We start from the raw sequence: 25,225 nt of genomic DNA, 5'->3' as shown, positions 1-25,225 counted from the left end.
CCCTCCTAGACTGCGCTGTCGATACGGGCGAAGTTGAGCGACTGGGTCACCCGTGACCCGGTCTCGACCCAGGGGACGAGCAGGTCGTGGCCGTCGAACTGGGCGACCCACTGGCGCGTCGCCACCAGCCGGGCCACCCCGGCGTCGGTCGCGTCGGTCGCGGTCGGATCGGTGGGGACGGCCTTCGTGATGACGTGCCGCACCCGGCCGGTCGCGTCGGCGACGACGGTGGCGCCGCCGCGCAGCGGCACCCCGCCCAGCGCGGAGCTGAACTTCTGCTGCACGTCGACCGGCGCGCTGTGCAGGTACCGCACGGCGACGTCGACCCGCAGCTGGCCGTTGGCGCCGTGCCGGAACGCCGCGTGGAACCCGTCGACCTTGATCTTTCCCGGCCCGGCGAGCCCCAGCTTCTTCAGGTTGGCCAGCGCGTACTGGTGCAGTTTCGCCGCCGCCCAGGCCGGGTCGAACACCGGACGGGTGGTGGTGGCCTGCGCCTCGCCGCGCCGCTCGCGGAAACCGACGGCCGTGTCGAGCACCAGCGCGTTGATCACGTCGCGGTCGATCGGCGGCAGCCCGAGGTCGGCCGCGTCGGGCCATGACAGCGCCTCGTCGGCCAGCGACGACACCGCCGACGGGTAGATGCCGCGGCGCCGGAAGCCCTCGATGAGCGCGGCGCGCAGGCCGTCTTCGTCGGACGGGTACAGGTCGCGGTCGGCGGTGACGATCGACCGCAGGAAGTCGCTGAACGTGACGTCGACCGGCGGCAGGTACTGGAACGACCGGATGCACATGGTGAGGATCCGCTGCGCGGCCGTGCGCGCCTCGGCCGAGACCCGGCGGACCAGGTCGGGGTGCAGGGCACCCTTCGGCAGGACGCCGGAGCCAGCCGTGGCGATGCGCAACAGGTCGGCGATCGCGGTCTGGTACGCGGTGAAGAACCCGTCGAAGATCGCCGCGACCAGGATCGATCCCCGCCGGTGCGGCTCGAACGTGCGGTTGATCAGCGCCGGGTCGGGCGGCTGGCCGATCGCGCTGCGCAATGCCTGGCCCATGCCGCTGCCCTCGCCGAACTGCTCGGCCAGTTCCACCAGCGGCGTGTTGGTGGTGAGGTCGGTGCGGTTCTGCTGGATGTACCGGTCGACGATGTCGGGCAGCGTGAAGTGCTGGAACAGCGCCACCGCGTCGGCGAATCCCTCGTGGAACGCGTAGACGTCGAGGTTCGTGGGCTCCTTGTACCGCTCGCGCAGCCGGTGCACCAGGGCATGGGTCGCCTCGTGCACGATGATGTCGTGCGAGAGGCAGGTGAACACGGTCTGCCCCGGCAGGTTGCGGCCCGGGTTCTTCTCGTCGGCGCGGAAGTACCCGAACTGCAGCGTGCCGTCCATGTCGGGGTCGAACATCGCGTTGCGACCGCGGAACGCGTGCGGGAATGCCCGTAGCCGCTTGTCGCCGCGCCACCGGAACCGCCGCCCGAGCGCCCGCTCGAAATTCTCCAGCAGGGCACTGGTGACCGCGTAGACCATCTGCTGGTGGAAGCGCGGGTCGCGTTCGCTGGGGTGCAGGCCGTCGAGCAGCAGCACCCGCGGATCGTCGAGGTCGACCGGCTCGTAGTAGCAGCCGGTCGCGCTGTCGTAGTCGATGACCTGGATCAGTTCGCCGCTCGGGCCGGGCCGCAACGGCTCGTACGGCACCGAGATCGTCGTGGTCTCCTGGCCCGAGAGCCGGGCCACCATCGGGTCGAACGCGAACACCTGCAGCGGTCGCCGGTCGGGCTCCGGATAGCGGGTCAGAGCCGCTTCGGCGACCGCTGGGGTGGTCATCCCTTCAGCCCGCTCACGGCGCTCTTGATCAGCTCGGTGAGCTTCTCCGAGTTCGGGTTCTCCAGCCGCGTCGAGCCGTCCTTGTTGATGAACAGCACGGTGCCGCGTCCCAGGGACTTGTCTTTTGTGATCTTGATCTGTTCCTCGCGGGCATCGATCACCATGCCGGGCTTCATGTCGTTGAGGAAGCTCTTCACGGCCTTGGCCAGCGCGACCACCGCGACGGCGCCGAGGATGATCGGCACCACCGCGAATCCGTGTGCGGGACCGGCCGGGATGGCCGCGTCGGCGCCTTCCTGCTTCAGTCGGTACAGCGCCTCGTCGGCGTCGGGGTCGCTGGGTTCGAAACCGTCCCAGCGGAATTCAACGATGGACTCATCGGCCATGACCGACAGCGTATCCATCCGGTGCCGGTCCGTAGGGTCCCGGAACCGACACTCAGCTGGGTGCTTCCGAGGCCACGACCACCGAGTCGGGCGGCGCCTCCCGACGCTTGAGGACCAGGAACCGCACCGCCGTGTTCAGCACGGCGATGATCGGCACGGCGACGAGCGCACCCGTGATGCCGGCCAGGATCACGCCGGCCGCGATGCCGACGATCACCGCCAGCGGATGGATCGCCACTGCGCGCCCCATGATCAACGGCTGCAGGACGTGGCCTTCGAGCTGCTGCACCGCGATCACGATGATCAACGCGATGAGCGCCGGCAACGGCCCCTGCTCAACGAGCGTGACCAGCACCGCGATCACCCCGGAGAGGGTCGCGCCGATGATCGGCACGAACGCGAACAGGAACACGAGCGCGGCCAGGGGGATATACAGGCTGACGTCCAGGAAGTACAGCCCGATGCCGATGCCGAGGGCGTCGATGAAGGCGACCAGCACGGTGGCGCGCACGTAGGCGCCGAGCGTCGCCCAGGCGGCGATGCCCGCGTCGTGGACCTGCTCCTCGGCCTGCTTCGGGAAGATGCGTACCAGGAAGCGCCAGATCTTGTCGCCGTCGCGCATGAAGAAGAACGTCGAGAACAGCACCAGGAAGAACGCGGCCAGCGCCTCGATGGTCGCCGTGGCGGTGGACTGGGCGGTGCTGACGAACCGGTCCTGGTTGTCGGTGAGCCAGCCCGTGGCGGTGTTGATCCCGTTGTCGATCTGCTCGGTGTCGAGGTTCAGCGGGCCGTCCTGCAGCCAGTCGCGCACCTGCTCCGCGCCTTCGGCGGCGTTCTTGGCCAGTTCGTCGAACTTGTCGACGATCTGCGTCACCACCAGCGTCAGCGTGCCGATCACCGCGAGCAGGCCCGCGACCAGGACCACTCCGGCGGCCAGCGACGGCGGGAACTTCGCCCGGTTCCGCAGGAACCGCACCGGCGGCGAGAGCAGCGCCGACAGCAGCAACGCGATCGCCAGCGGGATCACGACGTGCGACAGCCGGCCGAGCATGTAGACGACACAGACCAGGGCGGCGGCCAGGATGATCAGCCGCCACGAGTAGGCGGCGGCGATCCGGAGTTCCTTCGGTACCTCGGAGTCGTCGCGGCTGGAGACGGACGGCGCCGTCGCGATGGGCGGCTCGGTGCGGATGCCGTCGTCTTCCGGCTCCTCGATGCCCTGCTTGGCGACGATCTCCGGGCCCCCGAGCGATTCCACGGTGGCCTCCTGCTCGCGTGCGCGCATGGTCGCCCGGGTCGCGGAGTAGACGCGACGGAGGCTTGACCCCACTTGCTGCAACCGGCCCAACTCAAACCCCTTAAGACCTGCGGATTCTCGCCGCGTTCACCGTAGCGTGCCAACGAAAGGCGGCGGTGTACCGTCACTGCCGTGAGTCACCCTGACGAATCCGGCGAAGACGGACTTCCGATCCGCCTTCTCCACGACCGAATTCTGGTCCGTCTCGAAGGCGCCGAGGGCGAGCGCCGCTCGTCGGCGGGAATCGTCATCCCGGCGACCGCGTCGGTCGGCAAGCGGTTGTCGTGGGCCACGGCGGTCGGGGTCGGTCCGAACGTCCGCATGGTCGTGTCGGGCGACCGCGTGCTCTTCGACCCGGACGAGCGCTCCGAGGTCGAGTTGCACGGCCGCGACTACATCCTGCTCCGCGAGCGCGACGTGCACGCCGTGGCGGCCCGCCGGGTCGAGAACGACTCCACCGGGCTCTACCTGTAGGTCGGGTACCCCCCGTACCCGGGTATCGGCGGCGGTGCCATCGGCGCCAGCCGCACCGGCACCGGCACGACGGGTTGCTCGGGTGACGCCACCGCACGCACCACGCCGTCCGGGAACGCGACGTGGTACTGGTAGCCGTCCCACATCGCCTGCGGCGCGGCCGGATCGCGTCCGGTGAACACCCGCCGGTACGCCATGATCGACTCCAGCAGCCGCCGCTCCTCGGCGACCGTGGCGTTGATCTCATTCGGCCTGGTTCCGAGGCCGCGGTGCATGCGGTCGCGCAGGAACGCGAGCCGGGTGAGGTCGAACTGGTAGGCGTTCATCGCCTTGGCGCCCTCCGGCCCGGCCACCCGTTTCGCCCACTGCCGGGCCGACAGCCGCCGCCCGATCGTGACGAGCGTGGCCACCTCCGGTGGCGACAGCCAGCCGGCCCGCACGTATTCGGGCAGGATGCGCTCGGCGAGGCGGCCCTCCGCGGCCCGCAGCCACAGCGAGTAGCCGACCATGCCGAGGAAGATCGGGATCATCACGGCGAAGTAGCCGTAGAGGAAGATCAGCGGCTCCTCGGTGGTCTGCACCAGCACCGACATGCCGTTCCACGCCCCGTGCAGGATCATCGCGGCGAGCAGGCCGGCGATCGGGGCCAGGATCCGCACCGTCTTCGACGGCGACCGCACCGCGAGGCCGAGCCCGATCGCCGACATCGAGGTGAACAGCGGATGGGCGAACCCGCTCATCAGAATCCGGGCGAAGAACAGCACGACGACGCCCTGCGCGCCGCCGAGCGCACCACCCTCCTCGGCGTTCTGGGCGTAACCGAGCCCGCCCAGGTACAAAATGTTCTCGGCGAACGCGAAGCCGGTGGCCGAGAGGCCGCAGTAGACGATCGAATCGATCGTGCCGGAGAACGCCCGCCGGCGCCGCCAGAACAGCAGCAGCGGGCCGGCGAACTTCATGATCTCCTCGATGAACGGCGCGCCCACCACCGTCACGAAGTGCTCCGACAGGTCGTTGCGGTCCAGCAGAATGGCGACGCCCGTATTGACCAGGTACGCCACGAACGTCGCGACGCAGGCGCCCCACGCGAAGCAGAAGGCCAAGTACTTTACCGGCTCGGGCTCGTACCGGTCGAGCCACAGGAACGCGTAGACCAGCAACGGCACCGGAATCACGGCGCTGACAATGCCGACCGCGAGCGCCGCCGCCCCAATATTGACGCCGACGATGATCAGCAGCGCCAACCCGCACAACCCGACGAACGCGCAGAGGCTGATCAGCTGCAACAGCCGCTTCCACTGCATCGACTTGGGTGGCGGCGGCGCGGCCGCCCAGGCCTGTGCCGCGGTGTCGAACGCCGGCCCCGCCATCTGCGGCACGACGCCGGTCGCCGACCCAGGCTGCCCCGACGCGGGCGCACCGGGGTACGGCTGGCCCGATGCCGGTGCCCCGGGGTAGGGCTGGCCGGACGCCGGTGCCCCGGGGTAGGGCTGGCCGGACGCCGGTGCGCCCGGGTATGGCTGCCCCGACGCCGGTGCCCCGGGGTACGGCTGGCCCGATGCCGGTGCTCCGGGGTATGGCTGCCCCGACGCTGGCGCGCCCGGGTACGGCTGGCCGCCCGTGTGTTCACCCGGGAACGGCGCGCCCGAGGCCGGCCCGGCCGACGGTGGCCCGGACGAAGGCCCGCTGGCCGGACGCTCCCACGGAGACTCGGGCGAGGGTGGCCCACCCTGGTGCGACGCCGGCGGCTGAGTCATGCCCGCAAGCCTACCGACGACCCCTGGTCATCGCGTTCCCTGATCGACGAGGCTCACCGCCCTAACCGATCCGGGCGAGCCACTCGTGCGACGCGACGTCGAACGGCTCCGTCCGGTTGCGCACCGCCGTCGCGAGCCAGGCGAACGACGCCTCCGCGGCCGCCACCACGTCGGCTGGGTAGTCGTACTTGACGCGGTGCGCGGCGAACTCGTCCTCGTCGAGAAGTTCGACGGCGCCCCACCGACGGCGACGCACGTCGAGGTCGAGGTCGATCATGGTCACCTCGTCGGTGCTCGGCCACTGCGGCACGGTGGTGATGTCGCAGTAGATCTCGGTGCGGTGGGGTTCGGCGTTGAACGAGGCCGTCCACCACGCGTCCCGGGGCATCAGGATGACGAACGGCGTCTTCGGCGGACCCTGGTCGTCGGCGCCCCGGAACATCGGAACGTCGCCGCCGATGCCGACCCACACCCCGTACCCGTCTTCGCCGAGCCGGACCGCGGTGTGGTTCCAGTGCAGCGACCCGTCGTACTTGCGGTACGTCACCCGCATGGGCTCTCCTTCGGGCGTCATGCCGGACCGGCGGCGAGGTCGACGATCTGGCCCGGCGGCAGGCGACCGGGTGCGGACCGGGCATCGGTGGTGGCGTAGTAGGCGCGATGGGTCTCGGCCGCCCAGGCGGCGTGCGCGCGGCCGGGGTCGTCGTCGAGGTCGCCGGCGGCCGGCAGGTTCGCCACGCCCGCCGCCTCGACCTCGGTGAGCGGAAGCACCCGGACCGCCGGCAGCGCGGTGAGCAGACCGAGCCGGGCGCGGGCGGCCTCCTCGCCGCGGACGGTGGCGTGCGCGGCGAGGAGCGCCACGGCGGGCACCCCGACGAAGAGGTGCTGCGCCGCCGTCTCGACGATGAGTTCGGCCACCCGCGAGTCACCCCGGGCGAACGACACCATCCCGGCCTGGTCGAGCACCACGCCGAGACGGCCGATGCCGCCGGCCGTGACGGTCATGCCGGCTCCCCACTTCGTGGTGAGCCGCCCTGGCCGGGAGGGCTCTGCTGAATGGTGCCCTCGCACAAGTGCTCGGTCACTCCGCGGCGCCGAGCGCCGACAACGTGCCGCGGACGCGTTCCCGGCCGGCGGCGGTGACCTCGAACCCGACCGCCCGCAGCACCGCCTCGGTGGCGACGGCCCGGTTCATATGTGCCCGTAAGGCGTCGGCCACGACGGCGGAGGCGTTGGGGGCGGTGTAGAGGTAGGCGGCAACATCATCGGGAAGGCTGACGGTTACCCGTTTGGTCATACCTGGATCATACGCGAAGGCCATGCCAAGTACGATCAGCCCGCCACACCGCCGCGCGCAACCCGGAATCCCGGGCCTGTGGATAACGTGTGTCGCCTGTGGATAAACGATTTCCTGTCGGTGGGAGCCGGTACGGTGCCTGACGTGACCGCCGCTCCCGTCAAATCCAAACCGACCACCGTCCGGCCCCGTCGATCCGACACCACGCTCGCCAACCTGTTGGCCGCAGCGGTGGGTGCCGTGCCCGGTGGCGCCGACCGGCCGGGTCAACGGGCGATGGCCGAGGCGATCGCCGACGCCGAGCGGTCCGATCGGCACCTGCTGGTACAGGCGGGCACGGGCACGGGAAAGTCGCTGGCCTACCTCGTCCCGTCCCTGCTGGTCGACGGTCCGGTCGTCGTCTCGACGGCCACGCTCGCGCTGCAGTCCCAGCTCATCGACCACGACCTGCCGCGGCTGGCCGACGCGGCCGAGCCGTTCCTCGGCCGGCGCCCCTCCTTCGCCGTGCTGAAGGGCCGCCACCACTACCTGTGCCTGGCGAAGCTGGACGACAGCACCGAGGAGGAGCCCGACGGACTGTTCGACGCCGGGTCCGGGCAGGGCGGTAGCGGCGGCGTGAAGTGGCTGGGCGCCGCCGGCCGGCTGGCCAAGCAGATCGGTCGGCTCCGGGAATGGGCGCTGGAAACGGAGACGGGTGACCGCGACGAGCTCGACCCCGGCGTCGACGACACCGCGTGGCGACAGGTGTCGATGCCGGCGCGGGAGTGCGTCGGCGCCCAGCGTTGCCCGTTCGGCACCGAATGCTTCGCCGAGGCGTCCCGGGTGCGGGCCCGGGAGGCCGACATCGTGGTCACCAACCACAGCCTGCTGGCCTTCGACATGCTGGCCAACCGCCACATCGTGCCGCCGCACCGGCTGCTGGTGATCGACGAGGCGCACGAGCTGGCCGACCGCGTCTCCTCGGCGGCGCAGGCCGAGCTGACGCCCGACGCCGTCGAGCGCACCGCCCGTCGGGCCCGCAGCCAGATCGGCGCCGACGACCACGACGCGCTGTCGGAGGCGGCCGACATGCTCGCGATCGGTCTCGTCGAGGCGGCGCCGGGGCGCATCACCACCGGCCTGCCACCGGCCCTGCGCGACGCGCTCACGCTGCTCGACTCGGCGGCCCGCCGCGGGTTCGACGCGATCGGCGACACGAAGGCCGACGACTCCGATCCGGTGCGCAAGCAGCAGGCGAAGACGGGCCTGGCCGAGCTGTCCGACACCGCACAGCGGTTGCTGGCCGAGGCCGATCACGACGTCGCCTGGATCGACCGCGACGACCGCGGGCGGAAGGCGGTGGTGGTCGCGCCGCTGTCCGTCGCCGGAACCCTCGCGTCGCACCTGTATCCCGACCGCACCGTGGTCGCCACGTCGGCCACGCTCGCGCTCGGCGGCCGGTTCGACACCATCGCCCGCAGCCTGGGCCTGCGCGACCCGGCCGGCGGGGCCGGCAACGACGAGGGCAAGGCCGCCGACGCCCCACCGTGGAGCTCGCTCGACGTCGGGTCGCCGTTCGACTATCCGAAGCAGGGCATCCTCTACGTCGCCGCGCACCTGCCCCGTCCCACGCAGTCCGGGCTGTCCGACGCCGCCGCCGACGAACTGGTTGACCTGGTCTCCGCGCTGGGTGGCCGCACGCTGGGGCTGTTCTCGTCCCGGCGCGCCGCCGAGCGGGCGGCCGAGGTGGTGCGCGCCCGCACCGGCCTCACGGTGCTGTTGCAGGGTGAGGAGGCGTTGCCGATCCTGGTCCGGCGGTTCCGAGACGAGCGGGAGAGCTGCCTGTTCGGCGTCATGTCGCTCTGGCAGGGCGTCGACGTACCCGGTGACGCCTGCCAGCTGGTCGTCATCGACCGGCTGCCGTTCCCGCGTCCCGACGAGCCGCTGGCGGCCGCGCGATCGGCGGCCGTCGACGCCCACGGCGGCTCGGGCTTCGCCGCGATCAGCGTGCCGATCGCGGCGGTCCGGCTGGCGCAGGGGGTCGGTCGGTTGATCCGCTCGCGCACCGACAAGGGCGCGGTGGCCGTCCTCGACTCGCGGCTGGCCGCCCCGCGTGGGTACGCCACCTACCTGCGTGACTCGCTGCCGCCGCTCTGGTACACCACCAAGCCCGACGTGGTGCGGGCGGCCCTGCGGCGGCTGGCGGCACCCGCGGAGCCGGCCGGGAACTCCTAGCGACGACAGTTTGACTATGACGGGAACTACGCCGCCCACCAGCGCGTACCTCAAGTCGACCAGCCCGGGCCGAGAATAATGAGGAGACGGGCATGAATTCCGCCGGTGTAATGCAGAGGCGTGGATTCCTGGCACTTGTACTGCTGGGCGCTGTGCTCCTGACCGTCTACCTCGTACACGCCCGCTTGGGCGGTGGATCCGGCCGCGGTGAGGCGAAGGCGGCCGGCGCGGTCTCCGCGGCCGAGCCGTCGGCGTCGTCGTCGCCGAACGGACCCGCCTACAACGCCGGCGGCGGTGACGGGTACGGCGCGCCGGCTGCGTCCACGCCACCGCCGGCCCCCGGTTCGGCGTCGGCCGGCGCCACGCCCGTCGGTTTCAAGACCACGTCGCTGACCGGCAAGGACATCAGCAAGATGGGCAACGTGGTGGTCGACAGCGCGGGCTGGACCACCTACCGCTTCGACCTCGACACCGCGAACCCGCCGGCGTCCACGTGCTACGACGCGTGTCTGCGCTCCTGGCTGCCGATCCTGGTCGACGGCACCCCGACGGTCATCGGCATCGACCCGGCCAAGGTCGGCGCGATCGAGCGGCCCGACGGCGGGCGCCAGGCGACCATCGGCGGCTGGCCGCTGTACCGGTTCATCGGCGACAACGGCCCGGCCAAGTGGAAGGGCCAGGCGGTCAACAATTCGTGGTGGGTCGTGCAGTCGACCGGTCAACGGAACGTGAGCTGTCTCCCGGCGGGAGCGGTCGCACCGCAGGGATGATCGTCGCCGAATCAACCAGGTTAACGGGCACGTAACACGCCTGATCACACCGGGGGTGCGACAAACGGGGTCGCAGGGCGGTTCCGGTGCAAGTTGCACAGCGTCCATTCTTAAGTGACTCAAAGTTATGGAAGGCCCGGCTCCGAGCGGAGCCGGGCTTTCGGCGTCAACGGGCGCTTTTCCCTGTCTTAAGTTCGACACAGCAGTCCGATTTGTCCCTCAGAAGTGGCGTATCCATTTCACGGAAAGGTTCGACGAGCGCGATTCGACGACGTTCGACGGACGACGAACATGACGCGACGAGAGGAGGCGATCTTGTCAGTCTCAGCGGTGGCCACCATCGAGCCCGCGACGCGCACCCCGCGTGACCGGGATGAGCTGATCCGATCGCTGTACGCCGAGCACGCCGGCCCACTGCTGGCCTTCACGCTCGGTCTTACCGGAGGCGACCGGCACAAGGCCGAGGACGTTGTCCAGGAGACGCTGGTGCGGGCCTGGCGCAACGCCGACAAGCTGCACATCGAGGAGGGCACGTCACTGCGGCCCTGGCTCGTGGCGGTGGCCCGCCGGATCGTCATCGACAACCACCGGCGGCGGAAGGCTCGCCCGACCGAGGTTGACGACGCCGTCCTCGCGACCCTGCCGGCGCCCGACGAGATCGAGCGGATCACGTCGTCGGTGGCCGTGCAGCGGGCGCTGCGTTCGATCGGACCGGCGCATCGCGAGGTGCTCTTCGAGATGTACTTCCGCGGCGGCAACGGCGAGCAGGCCGCGGCCAGGCTCAACGTGCCGGTCGGAACGATCAAGTCCCGCGTCTACCGTGCGCTGCGCATGCTGCGCGCCGAGTTGGAACAGCAGGGTGTGATCAAATGACATCCGTTCACGTCGATGTGGCCGCGTACGCCATTGGTTCGCTGGATCGCGACGACGCGGACGACTTCGTCGGTCACCTGGACAACTGCCCCACCTGCCCGGCCGAACTGGAATGGCTCTCTCAAATCGTGCACCTGATGACAACCACCATGTACGCGTACTCGGAGGCGTCGTGAAGCGCATCCTCGCCGTCGTCGCGCTGGGACTGATCAGCGCCGGCCTCGTTCTCGGTGCCTCGCCGGCACAGGCCGAACCTGGCGACGAAGATGCTCCGAAGAGTTTCGTCCTCCCGGATAACGCCAGCACCGCCGACTTCGATGAAGCCGACATGGTGTTCCTGGACAAGGTCAAGCAGGCCGGACTCTGGGAGATCCCGATGGGTGAACTGGCCGAGCAGAAGGGCCTCAGCAAGCGGACGAAGGAGGTCGGCAAGCTGATCGCCGCCGACCACCGGGTGCTCGACGACGACGTCACCCGGGTCGCCGCGCGATTCGGCCACCCACTGCCCTCTGCGGCGAGTCTCCAGCAGCAGGGGTGGATGGACGAGATCAGGGGCGCGAGCGGCAAGAAGATGGACGAGTTGTTCGCGCAACGCCTCCGGTTCGCGCACGGCGTGGTGTACGGCGCCATCGCCCAGGTGCGCGCCTTCAGCCGCAACCCCCTGATGCGCGACTTCGCCAAGCAGTGCGAGCTCTTCGTGCACCGGCACATGTCGTTGCTGGAGAGCACCAACGAGGTCGACATGGGCGCCATGCCCCCGCCCGTCGTGGCGAAGGGCAACGATCGGGCGGAAGGCTTCAAGAAACAGCCGTTGATGATGATCGCGTTCTTTGCCGTGACCGGTGCCATAGGCATTGCCGGTGTCGTTCGAGGCCTTCGCGGCACCGTCTGATCCAGGGGACATCGCAGACAGATGGACATCGATCCAATTCACTACCTGGCGGCCACGCTCGGGTTCGCCTCGGCGTCGCTGCTGTGGCTCGCGCTGCTGGCCGGCCTCGCACTGTCGCGCGGCTGGGCGATGACGAAGATGAAGCACACCACGATGCTGACCATCCACGGTCTCCTGGCGACCCTGGGCCTGACGCTCGCGGTCGTGCACGGCTTCTCCCAGCTGACGCCGACGACCGGCACCGTCGAGCTCATCGACGTGGTGGTGCCGTTCACCAACGACATCGACCCCTGGGGCATCGGTGCGGGCGTCCTCGCGATGGAGGTCATGATCGCGGTGGCGGCATCCATCGGGATCCAGAAGAAGCTGGGCTTCCACCGGTGGCGGGCGCTGCACGGCACCGTGTTCGGTGCCTACACCGCGATGACGGGGCACATCCTGATCTCCGGTGCGGAGACCGGCTACACCTGGGTCGCCATCGTCGTGGTGCTGCCCTGGCTCGCGGTGATGGTCCTCTGGCTCACCGGCAACGGCGCCAAGGCGTTCAAGAACCGGTTCGTCGGCCGGCGGAACAACCGCACGGCGACCATCGAGGTCAACCCGGTCTACTGCGCCCGGTTCGGTTTCTGCGAACAGGAGGCTCCCGAGCTTTTCGCGCTGCGCAACGACGGTGGGCTCGCGTACCACGCGATCGTCGACGAGGACAAGCTCGAGGCGGCCATCGCGGCGGCCCGCGCCTGCCCGGCCCGCGCGATCGCGCTCAGCCACAGCGGCGGCGGTGACCCGCGGTCGATTCCGCTGCGCCTGGTTGCGCCGACCGATCCGCCGGTGAGCCCGGCGCCGCGCAACTGGCCGCCGAGCGACCACACGTACCACCGCAACGGGAGGCGTTGATCTATGTACGTCGACTTCGACGTGCGTGACCGGATCCTGATCGTCGGCTCCGGCGCGTCCGGCCTGTCGTGCGCCACGGAACTGCGCCGGATGGGCTTTGCCGGCGAGATCGTGGTGATGGGCGACGAGCCCGAGGGTCACTACGACCGGCCGGCGTGCTCCAAGGGCATCCTGTCCGGGCAGAAGCGCCCGAGCGACGTCATCACGCCGCTCGATCCCGACCTCGACGTCATCTGGCGGCTCGGCCGCCGCGCGGTGTCCTGTGACCTGGAGCGCCGGGTCGTCGAGGCGCACACCGGTGAGTCGATCTTCTTCGACGGCCTGGTGGTCGCGACCGGCGCCCGCGCCGTCGTCCCCAACGACTGGCCCGACGACCAGCCCGGCATGCACGTGATCAGCGGGCTGCAGGCCGCCTGGAACCTGCGGCGTGACCTGCGCACCGTCAAGCGGGTGGCCGTCGTCGGCGGCGGGGTCACCGGGTGCGAGGTCGCCTGCGCGGTGAAGGACATGGCCCGCCAGGCCGTCATCATCGAACCCCGTCCGTTCGTGATGGGACGCGCGGTGGGCAGCGTGATCGGCCACATGGTCGCCGCCTCGCACAAGCGGCACGGCATCGAGATCGCGTCCGGTGGCCGGGTGACCGGCCTGGAGTACAACCGGAACCAGTGGCACCTGACGCTGAAGGACGGGTCGACGGTCGACGCCGACATCGTCGTCGGCACCATGGGCGAGCGCCCCGACCTGACGTGGCTCGACGGCACCGGCATCGACACGAGCGACGGCGTCCTCTGTGACGCGTCGCTGCGCGTGCTGGACACCAACGGCGACGCCGTCGACGGGGTGGTGGCCTGCGGTTCGATCGCCCGGTGGCCCAACCCGCGTGGCAACGGCAAGCCGCAGAAGGTCGGCCAGTGGATCGCCGCGCAGGAACAGGGCATCGGCGCGGCTCGCGCGCTGATGGCGGGCGGACGGCCGGTCCCGGCCGTCTCGATCCTGCCGCGCTTCTGGACGCACCAGGGCGGCCTGCGCATCGAGGTCTGCGGTGAGGTAGACCCGAAGGCAGACATCGAGGTGCACGAACTGCGCCCGGGCAAGAAGGACCCGGCGAAGAGCGGCGTGCTGGCCACGTACACGCGCAAGGGGAAGCTGATCGGCTCCGTCGCGGTCAACGCGCCGCGGCTGTTCACGAACACGGCCCGCATGATGCGGCTCGACGAGCCGTCGGTCACCGTGCTCCCGCCGTTGCCGGCTCCGGTGTCGCCCGGTGTCGGTCCGCTGGAGGCTCCCCCCGTGCGGCTGGCCCTCGGTGCGGCGCCCGAGCCGGCACCGATCCCGGGCCAGTTCGCGCTGCCGTCGTCGGCAAACTACGGCGGACCCGAGCCCGGCTACGGCCCGGAGCCCGCGTACGGCCCCGAGCCGGCCTACGCCGGTTACGGCCAGGCCGGATACGACGCGGCGTACGACCGCGCCGGCTACGAGGCGACATACAACCACGCCGGCTACGACCCGATGTACGAGCGGGCCGCCTACGCCCAGGGCTATGAACAGGGCTACGGCCAACCCGACTTCGAGCGTGGCTACGGCCCGGCGCCCTACGACCCGGGCTACGAAGAGCGGTACGCCAACACCGGCCCCGACGTCACCTACATGCGTGGCACCGACGAGACCGGCAACCTGCCGGCGATCCGGGCAGACAGTGGGCACCCGCTGGTGCAGGAGTACCAGTACGGCAAGACGCGCGGCTTCGGCCCGCCGCCCCGGTCGGCCAACGGCCCGGCGGCCGGTTCGGGCTACGGCCCGACGTCCGGACCCGGCTTCGGCGCCGGCTTCGGCAGTGCGGCGTACGCCACGCCGGGCTACGGCCAGTCGGAGTACGACCGACCGGCAAGCGCCCGTCCGCAACTGGCCATCGGCGCCGGCCCCGAACGAAGCCCCTACGAGGGCTACGACCAGGCGGGCCACGGTCCCGGCTACCAGAACTACGAGTCCGGCGGCTACAACCGGGGCTACAGCCAGGCTGGCCAAGGCGGCTACGACCACGGCGGTCAAGGCCACAGTGGCTACGGCCAGGCCGCCGATGACCGCGGCGGCTATGACCGCAACGGCTACGACAGCGGCGCCTACGGCCAGGCCGGCTACGGCCAGGGTGGGTACGGCCAAGGCGATGACCGCGGCGGTCACGACCGCAACGGCCACGACCGTGGCGCCTACAGCCAGGCTGGCCACGGCCAGGGTGGCTACGGCCAGGCCGGCGATGACCGCGGCGGTTACGACCGCGGTGGCCACGACCGTGGTGCCTACAGCCAGGGCGGTTACGGCCAGGGTGGCCAGGGCCAGGGTGGCCAGGGCCAGGGTGGGTACGGCCAGAGTGGTTACGGCCAGGCTGGCGATGGCCGCGGCGGTTACGACCGTGGTGGCCACAGCCAGGGTGGCTACGGCCAGGCCGGCGATGACCGTGGCGGCTACGACCGTGGCGGCTACGACCGTGGCGGCTATGACCGCAATGGCTACGACCGCGGCGGCTACGAACAGGGCGGCTACGACCGCGGTGGCTATGGCCAGGGTGGTCATGACCGCGGCGGCCACGACCGGGCCGGCGATCACGGTGGCTACGACCGCGCTGGCCATGACCGCGGCGGCTATGACCGTGGCGGTTACGGCCAGGGTGGCCAGGGCCAAGGTGGCTACGACCGCGACGATTACGGCCAGGGCGGCTACGGCCAGAGCGGTTACGACCGGGCCGGCGACCGCGGCGGCTACGCCCAGGGTGGGCAAGACCGTGGCAGCTACGGCCAGGGCGGCCATGACCGCGGCGGCTACGCCCCCCAGGGCGGCCAAGACCGTGGCGGCTACGGCCAGGGCGGCCACGACCGCGGGGGCTACCCCCCGAGTGGCCATGACCGCGGGGGCTACTCCCAGGGCGGCTACGACGGCGGTGGCTACGACCGGGCCGGCGACCGCGGCGGCTACCCCCAGGGCGGCTACGACCGCGGTGGCTACCAGCGGAGCGCTTACGATCGCGGCGGCTACGAGCCGCCCCACGACGACCGCTACTGGCAGCCCCGCCTGGCGCACGTCAGCTGATCACCCGCGCGATCTTGGACTCCTGAAGGGCCTGGAGCACCGCGAGGAGTCCAAGATCGCGCCGAGAGGCTAGTACGTCACGCCGATCTCGGCGCGTACGCGGTCCAGCGTCGTCAGGACGGACAGCGTTTCGGCGTGCGGCATTACCGGGCTTTCGACCAGGCCGGCGCGAAGACAATCGTGGACTTCGGCCGCCTCCAGGTGGTAGCCCGTACCGTCCACCGGGAAGTCTCGTACCTCGACGGAGTCGCCGCGGTGCAGGATCACCTGGCGGGTCATGAAGAACTTCGCCGGTAGCTCGATGAAGCCTTCCGATCCGCTGATCACCGCGATGGTCGGAGTCTGGCCGACCAGCGAGCACGTCAACGTTGCCACCGCACCCGACGCGTACCCGAACACCATCGCCGTGTTGCGGTCGGTCTCCTGCGGGCCGAGGTCTGCCCAGGCCCGGATCTCGTCGGGCGGGCCGAGGAACAGGTGCGCGATCGTCACCGGATAGATTCCCACGTCGAGCGTGGCGCCGCCGCCCAGCGCCTTGGCGTGCAGACGGTGGGTCGGGTCGTCGGGCGCGGGAAAACCGAAGTCGGAGTGGACGCTGGTGACGCGCCCGATCGCGCCGTCGCGGACCAGGTCCAGGGCGTGGCGGACGGCCGGGATGAAGCGCGTCCACATGGCCTCCATCAGGAATACCTGGCGGACCCGGGACAGTTCGACGAGCGTCGTCGCACCGGCGAGGTCGAGCGCGATCGGCTTTTCGGTCAACGCCGCCTTACCCGCGTTGAGGACCGTCGATGTGGCGGCCACGTGGGCGGAGTGTGGGGTGGCCACGTATACAACATCGACGTCCGGATCGTCGACAAGTCCCTGCCACGATCCGTACGCCCGCGGGATCCCATGCGTGCCGGCGAACGCCTCGGCGGCCTCGTCGCTGCGGGATCCGACGGCCACCACCTCGGCGTCCGGAAGGAACTTCAGATCGGTGACGAACGTGGCGGCGATGCCGCCGGTCGCCAGGATTCCCCAGCGGATGGGATCGGTCATGCCCAAACGCTAGCGGATCTCGAACCAGTCGGGCCTGGCCTGCGTGGGGCAGGTATAGGGGCGCTAAACGCCCCATCGGGCAGCCGTTGAGCCCATGTTGAGCGTGCGCTGAGGCAGCCCGGTCAGGGTTGACGTACTGACCCCGGAAGGCACCCTTCATGACCGTTACGACCATGGACCAGTTCACCGTCTACATTCACGCCGACGATCCGATTCTCCGCGCCGGGCTGGCCACGCAGCTTCGCCCGCGCTCCGAGGTTCGCGTCATCGACGCGCCCGATCCCGGGCGCACCACCGTCGCGCTGGTCGTTGCGGACCGCGTGGCCGAACCGACGCTGCGCACGCTGCGTTCGTTGCAGCGCCTCGGCGCCCGGCTGGTGCTCGTGGTCGCCGAACTCGACGACTCCGATCTGGTGGCGGCCGTCGAGGCCGGGGTGGCCGGCGTGGTGCGCCGCGCCGAGGCCAGCCCCGACAAGCTCGTGCAGGTGGTGCGGGCCGCGGCGGCCGGCGACGGCGCCCTGCCGCCCGACCTGCTCGGCCGGCTGCTCAGCCAGGTGGGCAAGCTGCAACGCCAGGTGCTGTGGCCCCGCGGCCTCACGTTCGGCGGGCTCGCCGAGCGCGAGATCGAGGTGCTCCGGTTGGTGGCCGACGGCCTCGACACCGCCGAGATCGCCACGAAACTGTCGTACTCGCAGCGCACGATCAAGAACATCCTCCACGACATCACGAGCCGGCTGCACCTGCGCAACCGCTCGCACGCTGTCGCCTACGCACTGCGGCACGGGCTTATCTAAGATCGCTGGGTGGATCTGGAATTTCCGCTGCCCGGGCGCATGGTCGAGCAGGCGCGGCAGTTTGCGGCCGGGGAGCAGCAGCCGGTCGAGGCGCGCCTGGCGAGCACGGTCGTCCTGGTGCGGCCGGCCGAGGCCGGCTACGAGGTGTTCGCGATCCGCCGCGTGACCACGATGGCCTTCGCCGCCGGCATGTACGCCTTTCCCGGCGGTGCCGTCGACGCGCGCGACTTCACCGTCGAGCTGGATTGGGCGGGTCCGCCCCCATCGGCGTGGGCGGCCCGGCTCGGGCTCGACGAGGCGGCCGCCAAGGCCGTGCTGTGCGCCGCCGTGCGCGAGGTGTTCGAGGAGTCCGGCGTGCTGCTCGCCGGTCCCGATCCGGCCTCCGTGGTCGGCGACGTCAGCGGTGACGACTGGGAGGCGGCCCGGGTCGCGCTGATCGACCGCAGCATCGGGTTCGCCGAGATGCTCGCCGGGCGTGGCCTGGTGCCCCGCACCGACCTGCTCGCGCCGTGGTCGCGTTGGGTGACGCCGGAGTTCGAGCCGCGCCGTTACGACACCTACTTCTTCGTCGCCGTCCTGCCGGCCGGCCAGCGCACCCGTGACGTCGGCGGCGAGGCGGCGCTGATCCGCTGGGCCACGCCGTCGGACCTGTTCGACGAGTCGCTGCCGATGCTGCCGCCGACCCGGTCGACGCTGCGCCAGATCGGCGACCACCACACGATCGCCGCGGTGCTCGACGCGGCCGAGGCCCGCGACGCCGCCACGCCGGTCCAACCGCGGGTCGAGTTCACCGAAGACGGGAACGGCACGCTGATCGTCCCCGGTTAGCGGGGCAATCCCGGCATATCGGGTATTTTTGTCGATATGCGGTACATGTGGTACTGGCAGGGTCTCCGCTGGGCGCCCGGAGGCCTTCTCCTGCTGACCACCGCCACCGTCACGGTCGTGCCCATGCCGTGGCCGGTCCGCTGGGTCGTCTGGCTCGTGGCGGTGGTCGGCTCGGCCCGGATGCACAGCCTCGCCGGGCGCTACTACGCGCGCACCTTCCCGAACATCCGGCCGGGCCGGCTCACCCACGGCGGCATCCTCGCCAGCGGCCTGCTCATCGCCGCCCTGGTGATCGACACCGTCTGGACGCCGCCGGTGCTGGTCACGGCCGTGGTGGGCGCGGCGGTGCTGCTCGGCTACGGCCTCGCGACGGGCGGCGGCCGGCCGCACCACGTCGGCGGGATGGCCGTGCTGATGGCCCTGGCGCCCCTACCGGTGATCGGCGTGGTCGACGACGCGCGGCAGCGCGTGCTGCTGTGGCTCTTCGCGTGCGGGGTGCTGTACCCGGTGCTCGCCGTGCTCGACCACCGCGAGCTCACCCTGAAGCGCCGCCAGTGCGCAGGTAGGTTACGTCGGACGACCATGGTGTGAACCCGAGCTTGTCGTACAGCCTCATCGCCCGCGGGTTCGACTCGTCGACGTAGAGCATCGCGGTCTCGACGCCCCGGTCGCGCAGCGACACCAGGCCGGCGATCGCGAGCGGCCGCCCGAGCCGGAGGTCGGCCGCGGACGGGTCGACGCCGAGCACGTAGATCTCGCCCAGCCCGTCCGGGTGGATCTTCGTCCAGTGAAAACCCAGAATCGTGGACCCGCGCACGGCGAGCAGGAACCCCGACGGGTCGAACCACGGCTCGGCCATCCGCTGTCGCAGGTCGGCGAGCGTCATCCGGCCCTGTTCGGGGTGCGTGGCGAAGGCCCGCGCGTTGACCCGCAGCCACGCCTCGTCGTCGTCGCCCGGCACGAACGTGCGGATGCTCACCCCGTCCGGAAGCTCTACCGGCGGAAACGCGGCCGAGAGCGGCCGACGCAACCGGTGCAGCACGCGCGTCCGCGCAAACCCGAATTCCCGCGCGAGCGCCGCCGCCGCCGGATGATCGCCGTGCGACCACACCTCCAGCCGGCCGCCGGCAGGATCGGCGGCGGCCACCGCCGCCCGCACCAGCGCCCGGCCGAGGCCGTGCCCGCGCCGGTGCGGCGCGATGATCAGTTCGGCCGCGCCGTCGTGGTCGAGGTGCGCGTAACCGTCCCGGCCGCCGTTCAGGAGCAGGTGGACGCCGGGAAGCGCGAGCCTGAGCACGGTCTGTTCGGACAGCGGCGGCGTGCCGTCGACCGCCTCCGCTTCGGCGGTGAGTTCCGCCACAGCGGTGAGCTGGTCAGGGGTCAACCGGTCGGCGTGCGTTACCTCCACCCCGGCAGTTATACCCGTGCGGGCTCCGAATCAGGCAGGGCGCGCGTGGGCGGGACCACGAACTTGTAGCCCACCTGGCGGACGGTGCCGATCATCGACTCGTACTCCGAGCCGAGCTTGGCCCGCAGCCGCCGCACGTGGACGTCGACGGTGCGGGTGCCGCCGAAGTAGTCGTAGCCCCAGACCTCGCGCAGCAGCTGGTCGCGGGTGAAGACCCGGCCGGGGTGCTGGGCGAGGAACTTGAGCAGCTCGAACTCCTTGTAGGTGAGGTCGAGCGGGCGGCCCTTGAGCTTGGCGGCGTAGGTGTCGGGATCGATGGTCAGCTCGCCGGCCTTGATCAACCCGCTGGTGCTGGCGGTGGCGGCGTTGAGCCGGCCGACCGCGAGACGCAGGCGGGCCTCGACCTCGGCCGGACCCGCGGTGGCGAGCAGAACGTCGTCGACGCCCCAGTCGGTGTGCAGGGCCACCAGCCCCGCCTCGGTGACGACCGCCACCAGCGGCACGCCGAGCCCGGTGGCCCGCAGCATGCGGCAGGTGGACCTGGCCTCGGCCAGTTCGGTGCGGGCGTCGACCATCACGGCGTCGGGCGTGGGGCCGTTCATGAGCGTGCGGACGTCTCGCGGTGCGGTCCGCACGGTGTGTGGCAGCAGGTCGAGGGCGGCGAGCACCGACGGTGCATCGGCCCGAGTCGTCAGCATGAGAATTTCCACGCGACACCTCCGTCCCCGGGAGTTTGGGCGGGTCTGTTCGATCGGCCCGGCGTCAATGACGGGTGGCGGGAGCGGGCCACGTGCTCGCTCGTTCTGACGTAGAGGATAGTGCAGAGCCCGACCTTTCTGTTTCGGTAGTTCGTTCCAATCCGTTCGCGGCCCGGTGTTCAAGATCACGAGGGTCTGGCACCATCGGTGCGTGCCACCGTCCGAACTACGCGCCGACGACGGCTATGCCGCCCTCGACCCCGACGACCTGCCCGGCCCGGACGCGGGGGAGGGCGACGACCGTCCGCTCGTCCAGGCGCCGGTGCGGCGGCTGGTCTCGCTCGGTGTGGTCGGGCTCGCCGGGTTGCTGACGCTCGCGCTGGCCGTGGGCGTCCAGTTCGACCACCAGGCGTTCGCCCTGGTCGTCTTCGGCGTCCAGGTGCTGTTTGTCGTGGTCTGGACGATCGCCGCCCAGCCGCCGGCGCCGAAGGTGGTCGGCCTGGTCGGTTTCCTGGTGGCCATCGGGGCCGACTGGTTCGCGTTGACCGAGCGACCCCCGTCGCTGGCGCCGATGGCGTACGTCACCGCGGGCGGGTTCGTGCTGGCCGTGATCGGGCAGTTGCTGCGCCCGGCCGGACGGGTGCGGGTCACCGAGTCGCTCGGGTCCAGTCTGATGGTCGTCCTCGGCGTGGTCGCATACGCGACTCTGATCGTGCTCAGCCGGGTGCCGCTGGGCACGCAGGTGATCAGCGCCTGCGTGGTCGGCGCGGGCGCGGCGCTGCTCGTCGCGCACCTCACCGATCTGGCCGCGCCGATCCTGCGGGTCGCGCCGGCGGTGCCCCGGGGCGGGATCGGCGTGATCGTCGGCGCGATGGTCGGTACCGGCGTCGCGGGCCTGGTGGGCTACCTTCTGGACGGGTTGCAGACGCTTCCGACCGCTTTCGCCGGCCTGGCCGCGGCGGTGATCGCGCTGATGATCGACCTGTCGGTGAACTACGCGGACGCCGGGCGGCGACTGGCCGGTGCGGTGCCGTCCTGGTGGCTGGTGCGCCACATGCAGGGCCCGCTGACGGCGTTCGCTCTCGCCGCCCCGGTGGCCTACGTGGCCAAGCTGATCCTGGCGTGAGGGTTGTAACTTTTGACCTCTGGGTAACGCACCGGCGGGCCGATCGGCCCGCCGTTTGACGATTCAAGGTGAGGGGTCAGGCTGTGGGACGAGGACGCAAGATCGGCATCGCGCTGCTGGTCATGCTGGTCCTGCTGCTGGGCCTCGTGATCGTCGCCGACCGTGTCGGCGCCGGCGTCGCGGAGGACAAGCTCGCGGAGCAGGCCGCCATCGAGTTGAAGAACAACGGCGCCACCACGGCGAGCGAGCCGAAGGTCGAGATCGGCGGGTTCCCGTTCCTCACCCAGGTGCTGGGCGGCAACTACGAGCGCATCACGATCACCGCCGACAAGCCGCAGAGCGACGACATCAAGCTCGAGACCATGACGATCGTGGCCACCGACGTGAAGGCGGCGGCGAGCGACCTGCTCAACGGCCGCGGTCCGGTCACCGCGAGCAAGATCAGCGGCACCGCCACGATGAGCTGGGACACCGTCCGGTCGCTGATCACGCTGGCCAACCTGCCGGTGCCGTTCGACCCGGCGCAGCTCGAGGTGAAGGTCACCAACAACAACGTCGAGCTGCGCCTGCCGATCGCGCTGGCCGGCTACAACACCAAGCTCGTCGCCAAGGGCACGATCACGGTAGCCGAGGGCAAGGTGAACCTGAAGCTGAGCGACATCCAGGCCGAGGGCGTCGAACTGCCCCGCGCCGCCCAGTCGCTCCTGAACACCATCAAGAACCGGCTGACCGCCACGATCCGGACGCCGAAGATGCCGTACACGCTGACGATCCAGAACATCGAGACCGACGCCAACGGCGTGCGGGTGACGGCCACGGCCGCGAACGTCGAGCTCGTCAGCTGACGCCGTGTCCAGCCACTAATGGGCAGGGTGACCGGGGTCTCGTGGCCGATTGTCACGGGCGGTCGCGATGCTAGGCTTCTCCGCTATGAGCATGCTGCTCACCAAACGCCGCGTGGTCGACCTGTGCCGCGTGGGCTCCTGCCTGTGTTGCCGTCACTGACGACGGCTGACGTTTCGGGCACTCCGAAAAGCGGCTAGCCGCCGTCATCACCCGTATCGCCACAGCGCATCGCCATGCGCGGCCGGGTGTTGCTCCGGGCCGCGCGGCACGTCATCGCACTACCGCCGCATCAGGGAGAGACAGCATGAGTCGGGAAGACGTTCTGGTCACGGCCGATTGGGCCGAGAAGAACCTCAATGCCGGAAACGTGGTGTTCGTCGAGGTCGACGAGGACACCACCGCCTACGACGGTGGCCACATCCAGGGCGCCGTGAAGATCGACTGGAAGACCGAGCTGCAGGACCAGGTCCGCCGCGACTTCGTCAACAAGGAGCAGTTCGAGGCGTTGCTGAGCCGCAAGGGCATCGGCAACGACGACACCGTGGTGCTGTACGGCGGCAACAACAACTGGTTCGCCGCGTACGCCTACTGGTACTTCAAGCTGTACGGGCACGGCGACGTCAAGCTGCTCGACGGCGGCCGCAAGAAGTGGGAGCTCGACAACCGCCCCTACACCAAGGACGTTCCGAACCGGCCGGCCACCAGCTACACCGCGCAGCAGCAGGACCTGTCGATCCGCGCCTTCCGCGACGACGTCGTGAAGTCCATCGGCGTGCAGAACCTCGTCGACGTGCGCTCGCCCGACGAGTACGCCGGCCGCCTCCTCGCGCCGGCCCACCTCCCGCAGGAGCAGGCGCAGCGCCCCGGCCACGTGCCCACCGCGCTGTCGGTGCCGTGGAGCAAGGCGGCCAACGAAGACGGCACGTTCAAGTCCGACGACGAGCTGCGCAAGATCTACGGCGAGGCCGGTCTCGACGACAGCAAGGACACGATCGCGTACTGCCGCATCGGCGAGCGCTCCTCGCACACGTGGTTCGTGCTGAAGGAGCTGCTGGGACACCAGAGCGTGAAGAACTACGACGGATCGTGGACCGAGTACGGCTCGCTGGTGGGCGTCCCGGTTGCCGTCGGCGACGAGCCCGGGAAGGCGTGATCACCATGACCACTCAGGACGGATGCGGCGCGCCCGACCAGGCCGCCCCGCTGCCGGCGTCGGTCGACGTCGAGAAGGAGACCGTGATCACCGGCGTCGTGCAGGCCGGTGACACCCCGGTCGGCGGCGCCTACGTGCGGCTGCTCGACGCCAGCGGCGAGTTCACGGCGGAGGTCGTCACCTCGGCCGCCGGCCAGTTCCGGTTCTTCGCCGCGCCCGGCACGTGGACGCTGCGCGCGCTCAGCCGGCAGGGCAACGGCGGCACCACCGTCGCCGCCGACCGCGGCGTCAACGAGGTCGCGCTCGCGGTCGCCTGAGACAGGCGGCCCACGGAAGCCAAACGGCGCCCGTCACCCCGTGGGGTGACGGGCGCCCTGGCATAGTTGCGGCCGTGAAACTTCGGAAGCCGCGCCTGTGGATCACGATCGGCGCCGTGCTGTGGGCCATCTTCCTGGTCGCGGCCGGCACCTGGTCGGCGCGTAACGGTGAGCCCACCGTTCGCGAGCAGACCACGATCGTCGAGGCGCTGCCCACCGTCGACCGGGCGGTCGCCGCGGTGGTCACGGCCGCGGCCGGGCCCCGGGCGGTCGTCGGTGTCGGTGGTTACGAGCGGACGGAGTCGGCCTGCGACGCCGGCAACCGGACGGGCGAGCGGTACCACCGGGTCGCCACCGTCTTCGTCACGCCGGGCACCGAGGGCGACCTGGTCGACCGGGTGGCCGCCGCCCTTCCGCGCGACTGGGACGCGCTGGTGCGGCGCGGCGGCGACCTCCACGAACTGCGGGCCGACGCGGGTTTCTACGTGCGGGTGACCGGCTCGGTCGTGGCACCGGGCGAGGCGCGGTTCACCGCCGACACCGGGTGCCGGATCCGCGGCGGCACGCTGCCGCAGCCACCCGCCGCGGGCAGCCCGCCCAGCGCGGCCGACCTGCTCGCCCGGCTCGGCGTCGCGGGCGCCGGGCAGGCGTCGTTCGCCGTGCGGTGTGCGTCCAGGAGCGAACTGAGCGCGATCACCGTGAGCGCGCCGAGGCCTTCGGGGCCGTTGGCCGGCGCCCTGCCCGCCGGCGTGGAGCCGATCGTGAAGCGGGAGGACCTGCTCGTGTTCACGGCCGGCGGGGTCGGGTACGCGGTGCGGCTGCGCGCCGAGAACGTGCAGGTGACGGCGGCGAGCGGGTGCCAATGAAGAGGCTCAGTAGACCAACGCCTGCGCGTTCTCGGCGGTGATCTCCTCGACGAACACGGCCGCGCCGGCGATGCGCACGCCGGCGATGACGTCGGCGGGCGTGATGTCGCGGCGGGCGGCGCACTGGGTGCACAGCGTCACCGAGCCGGCCGCCAGGATCGCCGCCAGCAGGTCGGGCAGCGGCGCCGCGTGCGGAAGGGTGAATTCGGCGGCCCGGCCCGGCAGCGCGAACCAGGCCGACTCGCCGGTGAGCCACAGCGACACGGGCACCCCGGCGGCGGCCGCGGTGGCGGCGACGGTGAACGCCTGTGAGCAGCGCTCCGGCGCGTCGGTGCCGGCGGTGACCTTGACGACCAGGGTGCGAGTCATCAACCCAGATTAGGATCGTTT

General features: G+C 70.8%; 28 protein-coding genes. 17 read left to right on the top strand and 11 right to left on the bottom strand.

The features are described from left to right. Positions 1 to 5: 5 nt before the first annotated feature. Genes Vau01_RS06585 through Vau01_RS06575 form a run of 3 tightly spaced genes read right to left on the bottom strand, consistent with a single transcriptional unit; the run spans position 6 to position 3,464 of the window. The gene (locus tag Vau01_RS06585) at positions 6 to 1,820 is read right to left on the bottom strand and encodes a gluzincin family metallopeptidase (protein ID WP_203988296.1); all 1,815 of its coding nucleotides are present in this window, start codon (positions 1,818 to 1,820) and stop codon (positions 6 to 8) included. Next, on the bottom strand, positions 1,817 to 2,224 hold the full coding sequence (locus Vau01_RS06580) for a hypothetical protein (RefSeq protein ID WP_203988295.1): 408 nt from the start codon (positions 2,222 to 2,224) through the stop codon (positions 1,817 to 1,819). The genes Vau01_RS06585 and Vau01_RS06580 overlap by 4 nt, the downstream gene beginning before the upstream one ends. Positions 2,225 to 2,258: 34 nt before the next feature. Next, on the bottom strand, positions 2,259 to 3,464 hold the full coding sequence (locus Vau01_RS06575; protein ID WP_239151358.1) for an AI-2E family transporter: 1,206 nt from the start codon (positions 3,462 to 3,464) through the stop codon (positions 2,259 to 2,261). 171 nt (positions 3,465 to 3,635) lie between these two features. Here Vau01_RS06575 and Vau01_RS06570 point away from each other — a divergent pair, with 171 nt between their 5' ends. Beyond that, the gene (locus Vau01_RS06570; RefSeq protein ID WP_203988293.1) at positions 3,636 to 3,977 is read left to right on the top strand and encodes a GroES family chaperonin; all 342 of its coding nucleotides are present in this window, start codon (positions 3,636 to 3,638) and stop codon (positions 3,975 to 3,977) included. Here Vau01_RS06570 and Vau01_RS06565 read toward each other — a convergent pair. From Vau01_RS06565 to Vau01_RS06550, 4 genes are all read right to left on the bottom strand, one after another. Continuing rightward, positions 3,968 to 5,734: a PrsW family intramembrane metalloprotease gene (locus Vau01_RS06565; RefSeq protein WP_275423921.1), complete on the bottom strand. Its 1,767-nt coding sequence runs from the start codon at positions 5,732 to 5,734 to the stop codon at positions 3,968 to 3,970. The genes Vau01_RS06570 and Vau01_RS06565 overlap by 10 nt on opposite strands. A gap of 61 nt (positions 5,735 to 5,795) precedes the next feature. Beyond that, the gene (locus Vau01_RS06560) at positions 5,796 to 6,287 is read right to left on the bottom strand and encodes a DUF402 domain-containing protein (RefSeq protein ID WP_239151357.1); all 492 of its coding nucleotides are present in this window, start codon (positions 6,285 to 6,287) and stop codon (positions 5,796 to 5,798) included. 17 nt (positions 6,288 to 6,304) lie between these two features. Beyond that, a complete protein-coding gene (locus Vau01_RS06555) occupies positions 6,305 to 6,739 on the bottom strand; it encodes a hypothetical protein (RefSeq protein ID WP_203988290.1) in 435 nt (144 codons plus the stop codon). A 76-nt stretch (positions 6,740 to 6,815) separates the two neighbouring features. Continuing rightward, a complete protein-coding gene (locus Vau01_RS06550) occupies positions 6,816 to 7,031 on the bottom strand; it encodes a hypothetical protein (RefSeq protein ID WP_203988288.1) in 216 nt (71 codons plus the stop codon). A 135-nt stretch (positions 7,032 to 7,166) separates the two neighbouring features. Here Vau01_RS06550 and Vau01_RS06545 point away from each other — a divergent pair, with 135 nt between their 5' ends. The 7 genes from Vau01_RS06545 (at position 7,167) to Vau01_RS06515 (ending at position 15,758) form a co-directional block, all read left to right on the top strand. Then, positions 7,167 to 9,245, top strand: a complete 2,079-nt coding sequence (locus tag Vau01_RS06545) for an ATP-dependent DNA helicase (protein WP_373320187.1) — start codon at positions 7,167 to 7,169, stop codon at positions 9,243 to 9,245. A gap of 92 nt (positions 9,246 to 9,337) precedes the next feature. Then, a complete protein-coding gene (locus tag Vau01_RS06540; RefSeq protein ID WP_203988286.1) occupies positions 9,338 to 10,015 on the top strand; it encodes a COG4315 family predicted lipoprotein in 678 nt (225 codons plus the stop codon). Between the two features lie 315 nt (positions 10,016 to 10,330). Further along, positions 10,331 to 10,888 carry a sigma-70 family RNA polymerase sigma factor gene (locus tag Vau01_RS06535; protein WP_239151356.1) on the top strand — a complete coding sequence of 186 codons (558 nt, stop codon included), beginning with the start codon at positions 10,331 to 10,333 and terminating at the stop codon, positions 10,886 to 10,888. After that, positions 10,885 to 11,064, top strand: a complete 180-nt coding sequence (locus Vau01_RS06530) for an anti-sigma factor (RefSeq protein WP_203988284.1) — start codon at positions 10,885 to 10,887, stop codon at positions 11,062 to 11,064. Before Vau01_RS06535 ends, Vau01_RS06530 begins: the two co-directional genes overlap by 4 nt. Next, positions 11,061 to 11,780, top strand: coding sequence for a DUF4142 domain-containing protein (locus tag Vau01_RS06525; RefSeq protein ID WP_203988282.1), 720 nt, complete (start codon positions 11,061 to 11,063; stop codon positions 11,778 to 11,780). The genes Vau01_RS06530 and Vau01_RS06525 overlap by 4 nt, the downstream gene beginning before the upstream one ends. A 21-nt stretch (positions 11,781 to 11,801) precedes the next feature. Continuing rightward, positions 11,802 to 12,674, top strand: a complete 873-nt coding sequence (locus Vau01_RS06520; protein WP_203988280.1) for a ferredoxin — start codon at positions 11,802 to 11,804, stop codon at positions 12,672 to 12,674. A gap of 3 nt (positions 12,675 to 12,677) precedes the next feature. After that, entirely contained in the window at positions 12,678 to 15,758 is a 3,081-nt protein-coding gene (locus tag Vau01_RS06515) for an FAD-dependent oxidoreductase (RefSeq protein WP_203988279.1), read from the top strand. A 69-nt stretch (positions 15,759 to 15,827) separates the two neighbouring features. On the opposite strand, the gene Vau01_RS06510 is transcribed toward Vau01_RS06515, so the two are convergent. Beyond that, on the bottom strand, positions 15,828 to 16,799 hold the full coding sequence (locus Vau01_RS06510) for a Gfo/Idh/MocA family protein (RefSeq protein WP_203988278.1): 972 nt from the start codon (positions 16,797 to 16,799) through the stop codon (positions 15,828 to 15,830). 173 nt (positions 16,800 to 16,972) lie between these two features. Between Vau01_RS06510 and Vau01_RS06505 the strand changes: the two genes are divergently transcribed. From Vau01_RS06505 to Vau01_RS06495, 3 genes are read left to right on the top strand one after another with little or no spacing between them, the layout of a single operon-like run. Continuing rightward, positions 16,973 to 17,593, top strand: a complete 621-nt coding sequence (locus tag Vau01_RS06505) for a response regulator transcription factor (protein WP_239151355.1) — start codon at positions 16,973 to 16,975, stop codon at positions 17,591 to 17,593. Positions 17,594 to 17,632: 39 nt separating this feature from the next. Further along, complete coding sequence (locus tag Vau01_RS06500; protein ID WP_203988627.1) at positions 17,633 to 18,421, top strand: NUDIX hydrolase; 789 nt, start codon at positions 17,633 to 17,635, stop codon at positions 18,419 to 18,421. Positions 18,422 to 18,457: 36 nt separating this feature from the next. Further along, positions 18,458 to 19,012, top strand: coding sequence for a hypothetical protein (locus tag Vau01_RS06495; protein ID WP_203988274.1), 555 nt, complete (start codon positions 18,458 to 18,460; stop codon positions 19,010 to 19,012). Here Vau01_RS06495 and mshD read toward each other — a convergent pair. Together mshD and Vau01_RS06485 are read right to left on the bottom strand one after the other, a co-directional pair. After that, entirely contained in the window at positions 18,957 to 19,829 is an 873-nt protein-coding gene (mshD, locus tag Vau01_RS06490; protein ID WP_239151354.1) for a mycothiol synthase, read from the bottom strand. The genes Vau01_RS06495 and mshD overlap by 56 nt on opposite strands. A gap of 8 nt (positions 19,830 to 19,837) precedes the next feature. Further along, complete coding sequence (locus Vau01_RS06485; RefSeq protein WP_203988272.1) at positions 19,838 to 20,539, bottom strand: winged helix-turn-helix transcriptional regulator; 702 nt, start codon at positions 20,537 to 20,539, stop codon at positions 19,838 to 19,840. A 199-nt stretch (positions 20,540 to 20,738) separates the two neighbouring features. Between Vau01_RS06485 and Vau01_RS06480 the strand changes: the two genes are divergently transcribed. The 6 genes from Vau01_RS06480 (at position 20,739) to Vau01_RS06460 (ending at position 24,835) form a co-directional block, all read left to right on the top strand. After that, positions 20,739 to 21,653, top strand: a complete 915-nt coding sequence (locus tag Vau01_RS06480; protein ID WP_203988271.1) for a hypothetical protein — start codon at positions 20,739 to 20,741, stop codon at positions 21,651 to 21,653. An 83-nt stretch (positions 21,654 to 21,736) separates the two neighbouring features. Then, complete coding sequence (locus Vau01_RS06475; RefSeq protein ID WP_203988270.1) at positions 21,737 to 22,498, top strand: LmeA family phospholipid-binding protein; 762 nt, start codon at positions 21,737 to 21,739, stop codon at positions 22,496 to 22,498. Positions 22,499 to 22,565: 67 nt separating this feature from the next. Next, positions 22,566 to 22,658, top strand: a complete 93-nt coding sequence (locus Vau01_RS65170; RefSeq protein ID WP_373320185.1) for a putative leader peptide — start codon at positions 22,566 to 22,568, stop codon at positions 22,656 to 22,658. A 145-nt stretch (positions 22,659 to 22,803) separates the two neighbouring features. Then, positions 22,804 to 23,652 carry a sulfurtransferase gene (locus Vau01_RS06470; RefSeq protein WP_203988269.1) on the top strand — a complete coding sequence of 283 codons (849 nt, stop codon included), beginning with the start codon at positions 22,804 to 22,806 and terminating at the stop codon, positions 23,650 to 23,652. Between the two features lie 5 nt (positions 23,653 to 23,657). Further along, positions 23,658 to 23,969 carry a DUF1416 domain-containing protein gene (locus tag Vau01_RS06465; protein WP_203988268.1) on the top strand — a complete coding sequence of 104 codons (312 nt, stop codon included), beginning with the start codon at positions 23,658 to 23,660 and terminating at the stop codon, positions 23,967 to 23,969. Between the two features lie 74 nt (positions 23,970 to 24,043). Beyond that, positions 24,044 to 24,835, top strand: coding sequence for a hypothetical protein (locus Vau01_RS06460; protein WP_203988267.1), 792 nt, complete (start codon positions 24,044 to 24,046; stop codon positions 24,833 to 24,835). Between the two features lie 6 nt (positions 24,836 to 24,841). Here the strand turns inward: Vau01_RS06460 and Vau01_RS06455 are convergent, their stop codons facing one another. Next, positions 24,842 to 25,204 (bottom strand): DsrE family protein, encoded by a 363-nt coding sequence (locus Vau01_RS06455; protein ID WP_203988266.1) that lies wholly within the window; start codon positions 25,202 to 25,204, stop codon positions 24,842 to 24,844. Positions 25,205 to 25,225: the final 21 nt, after the last annotated feature.

The organism is Virgisporangium aurantiacum (genome assembly GCF_016863635.1).
Taxonomy (GTDB): Bacteria; Actinomycetota; Actinomycetes; order Mycobacteriales; family Micromonosporaceae; genus Virgisporangium; species Virgisporangium aurantiacum.
The sequence above is the reverse complement of the archived record's forward strand: the minus strand, read 5'-3'. Positions and strand labels throughout refer to the sequence as shown.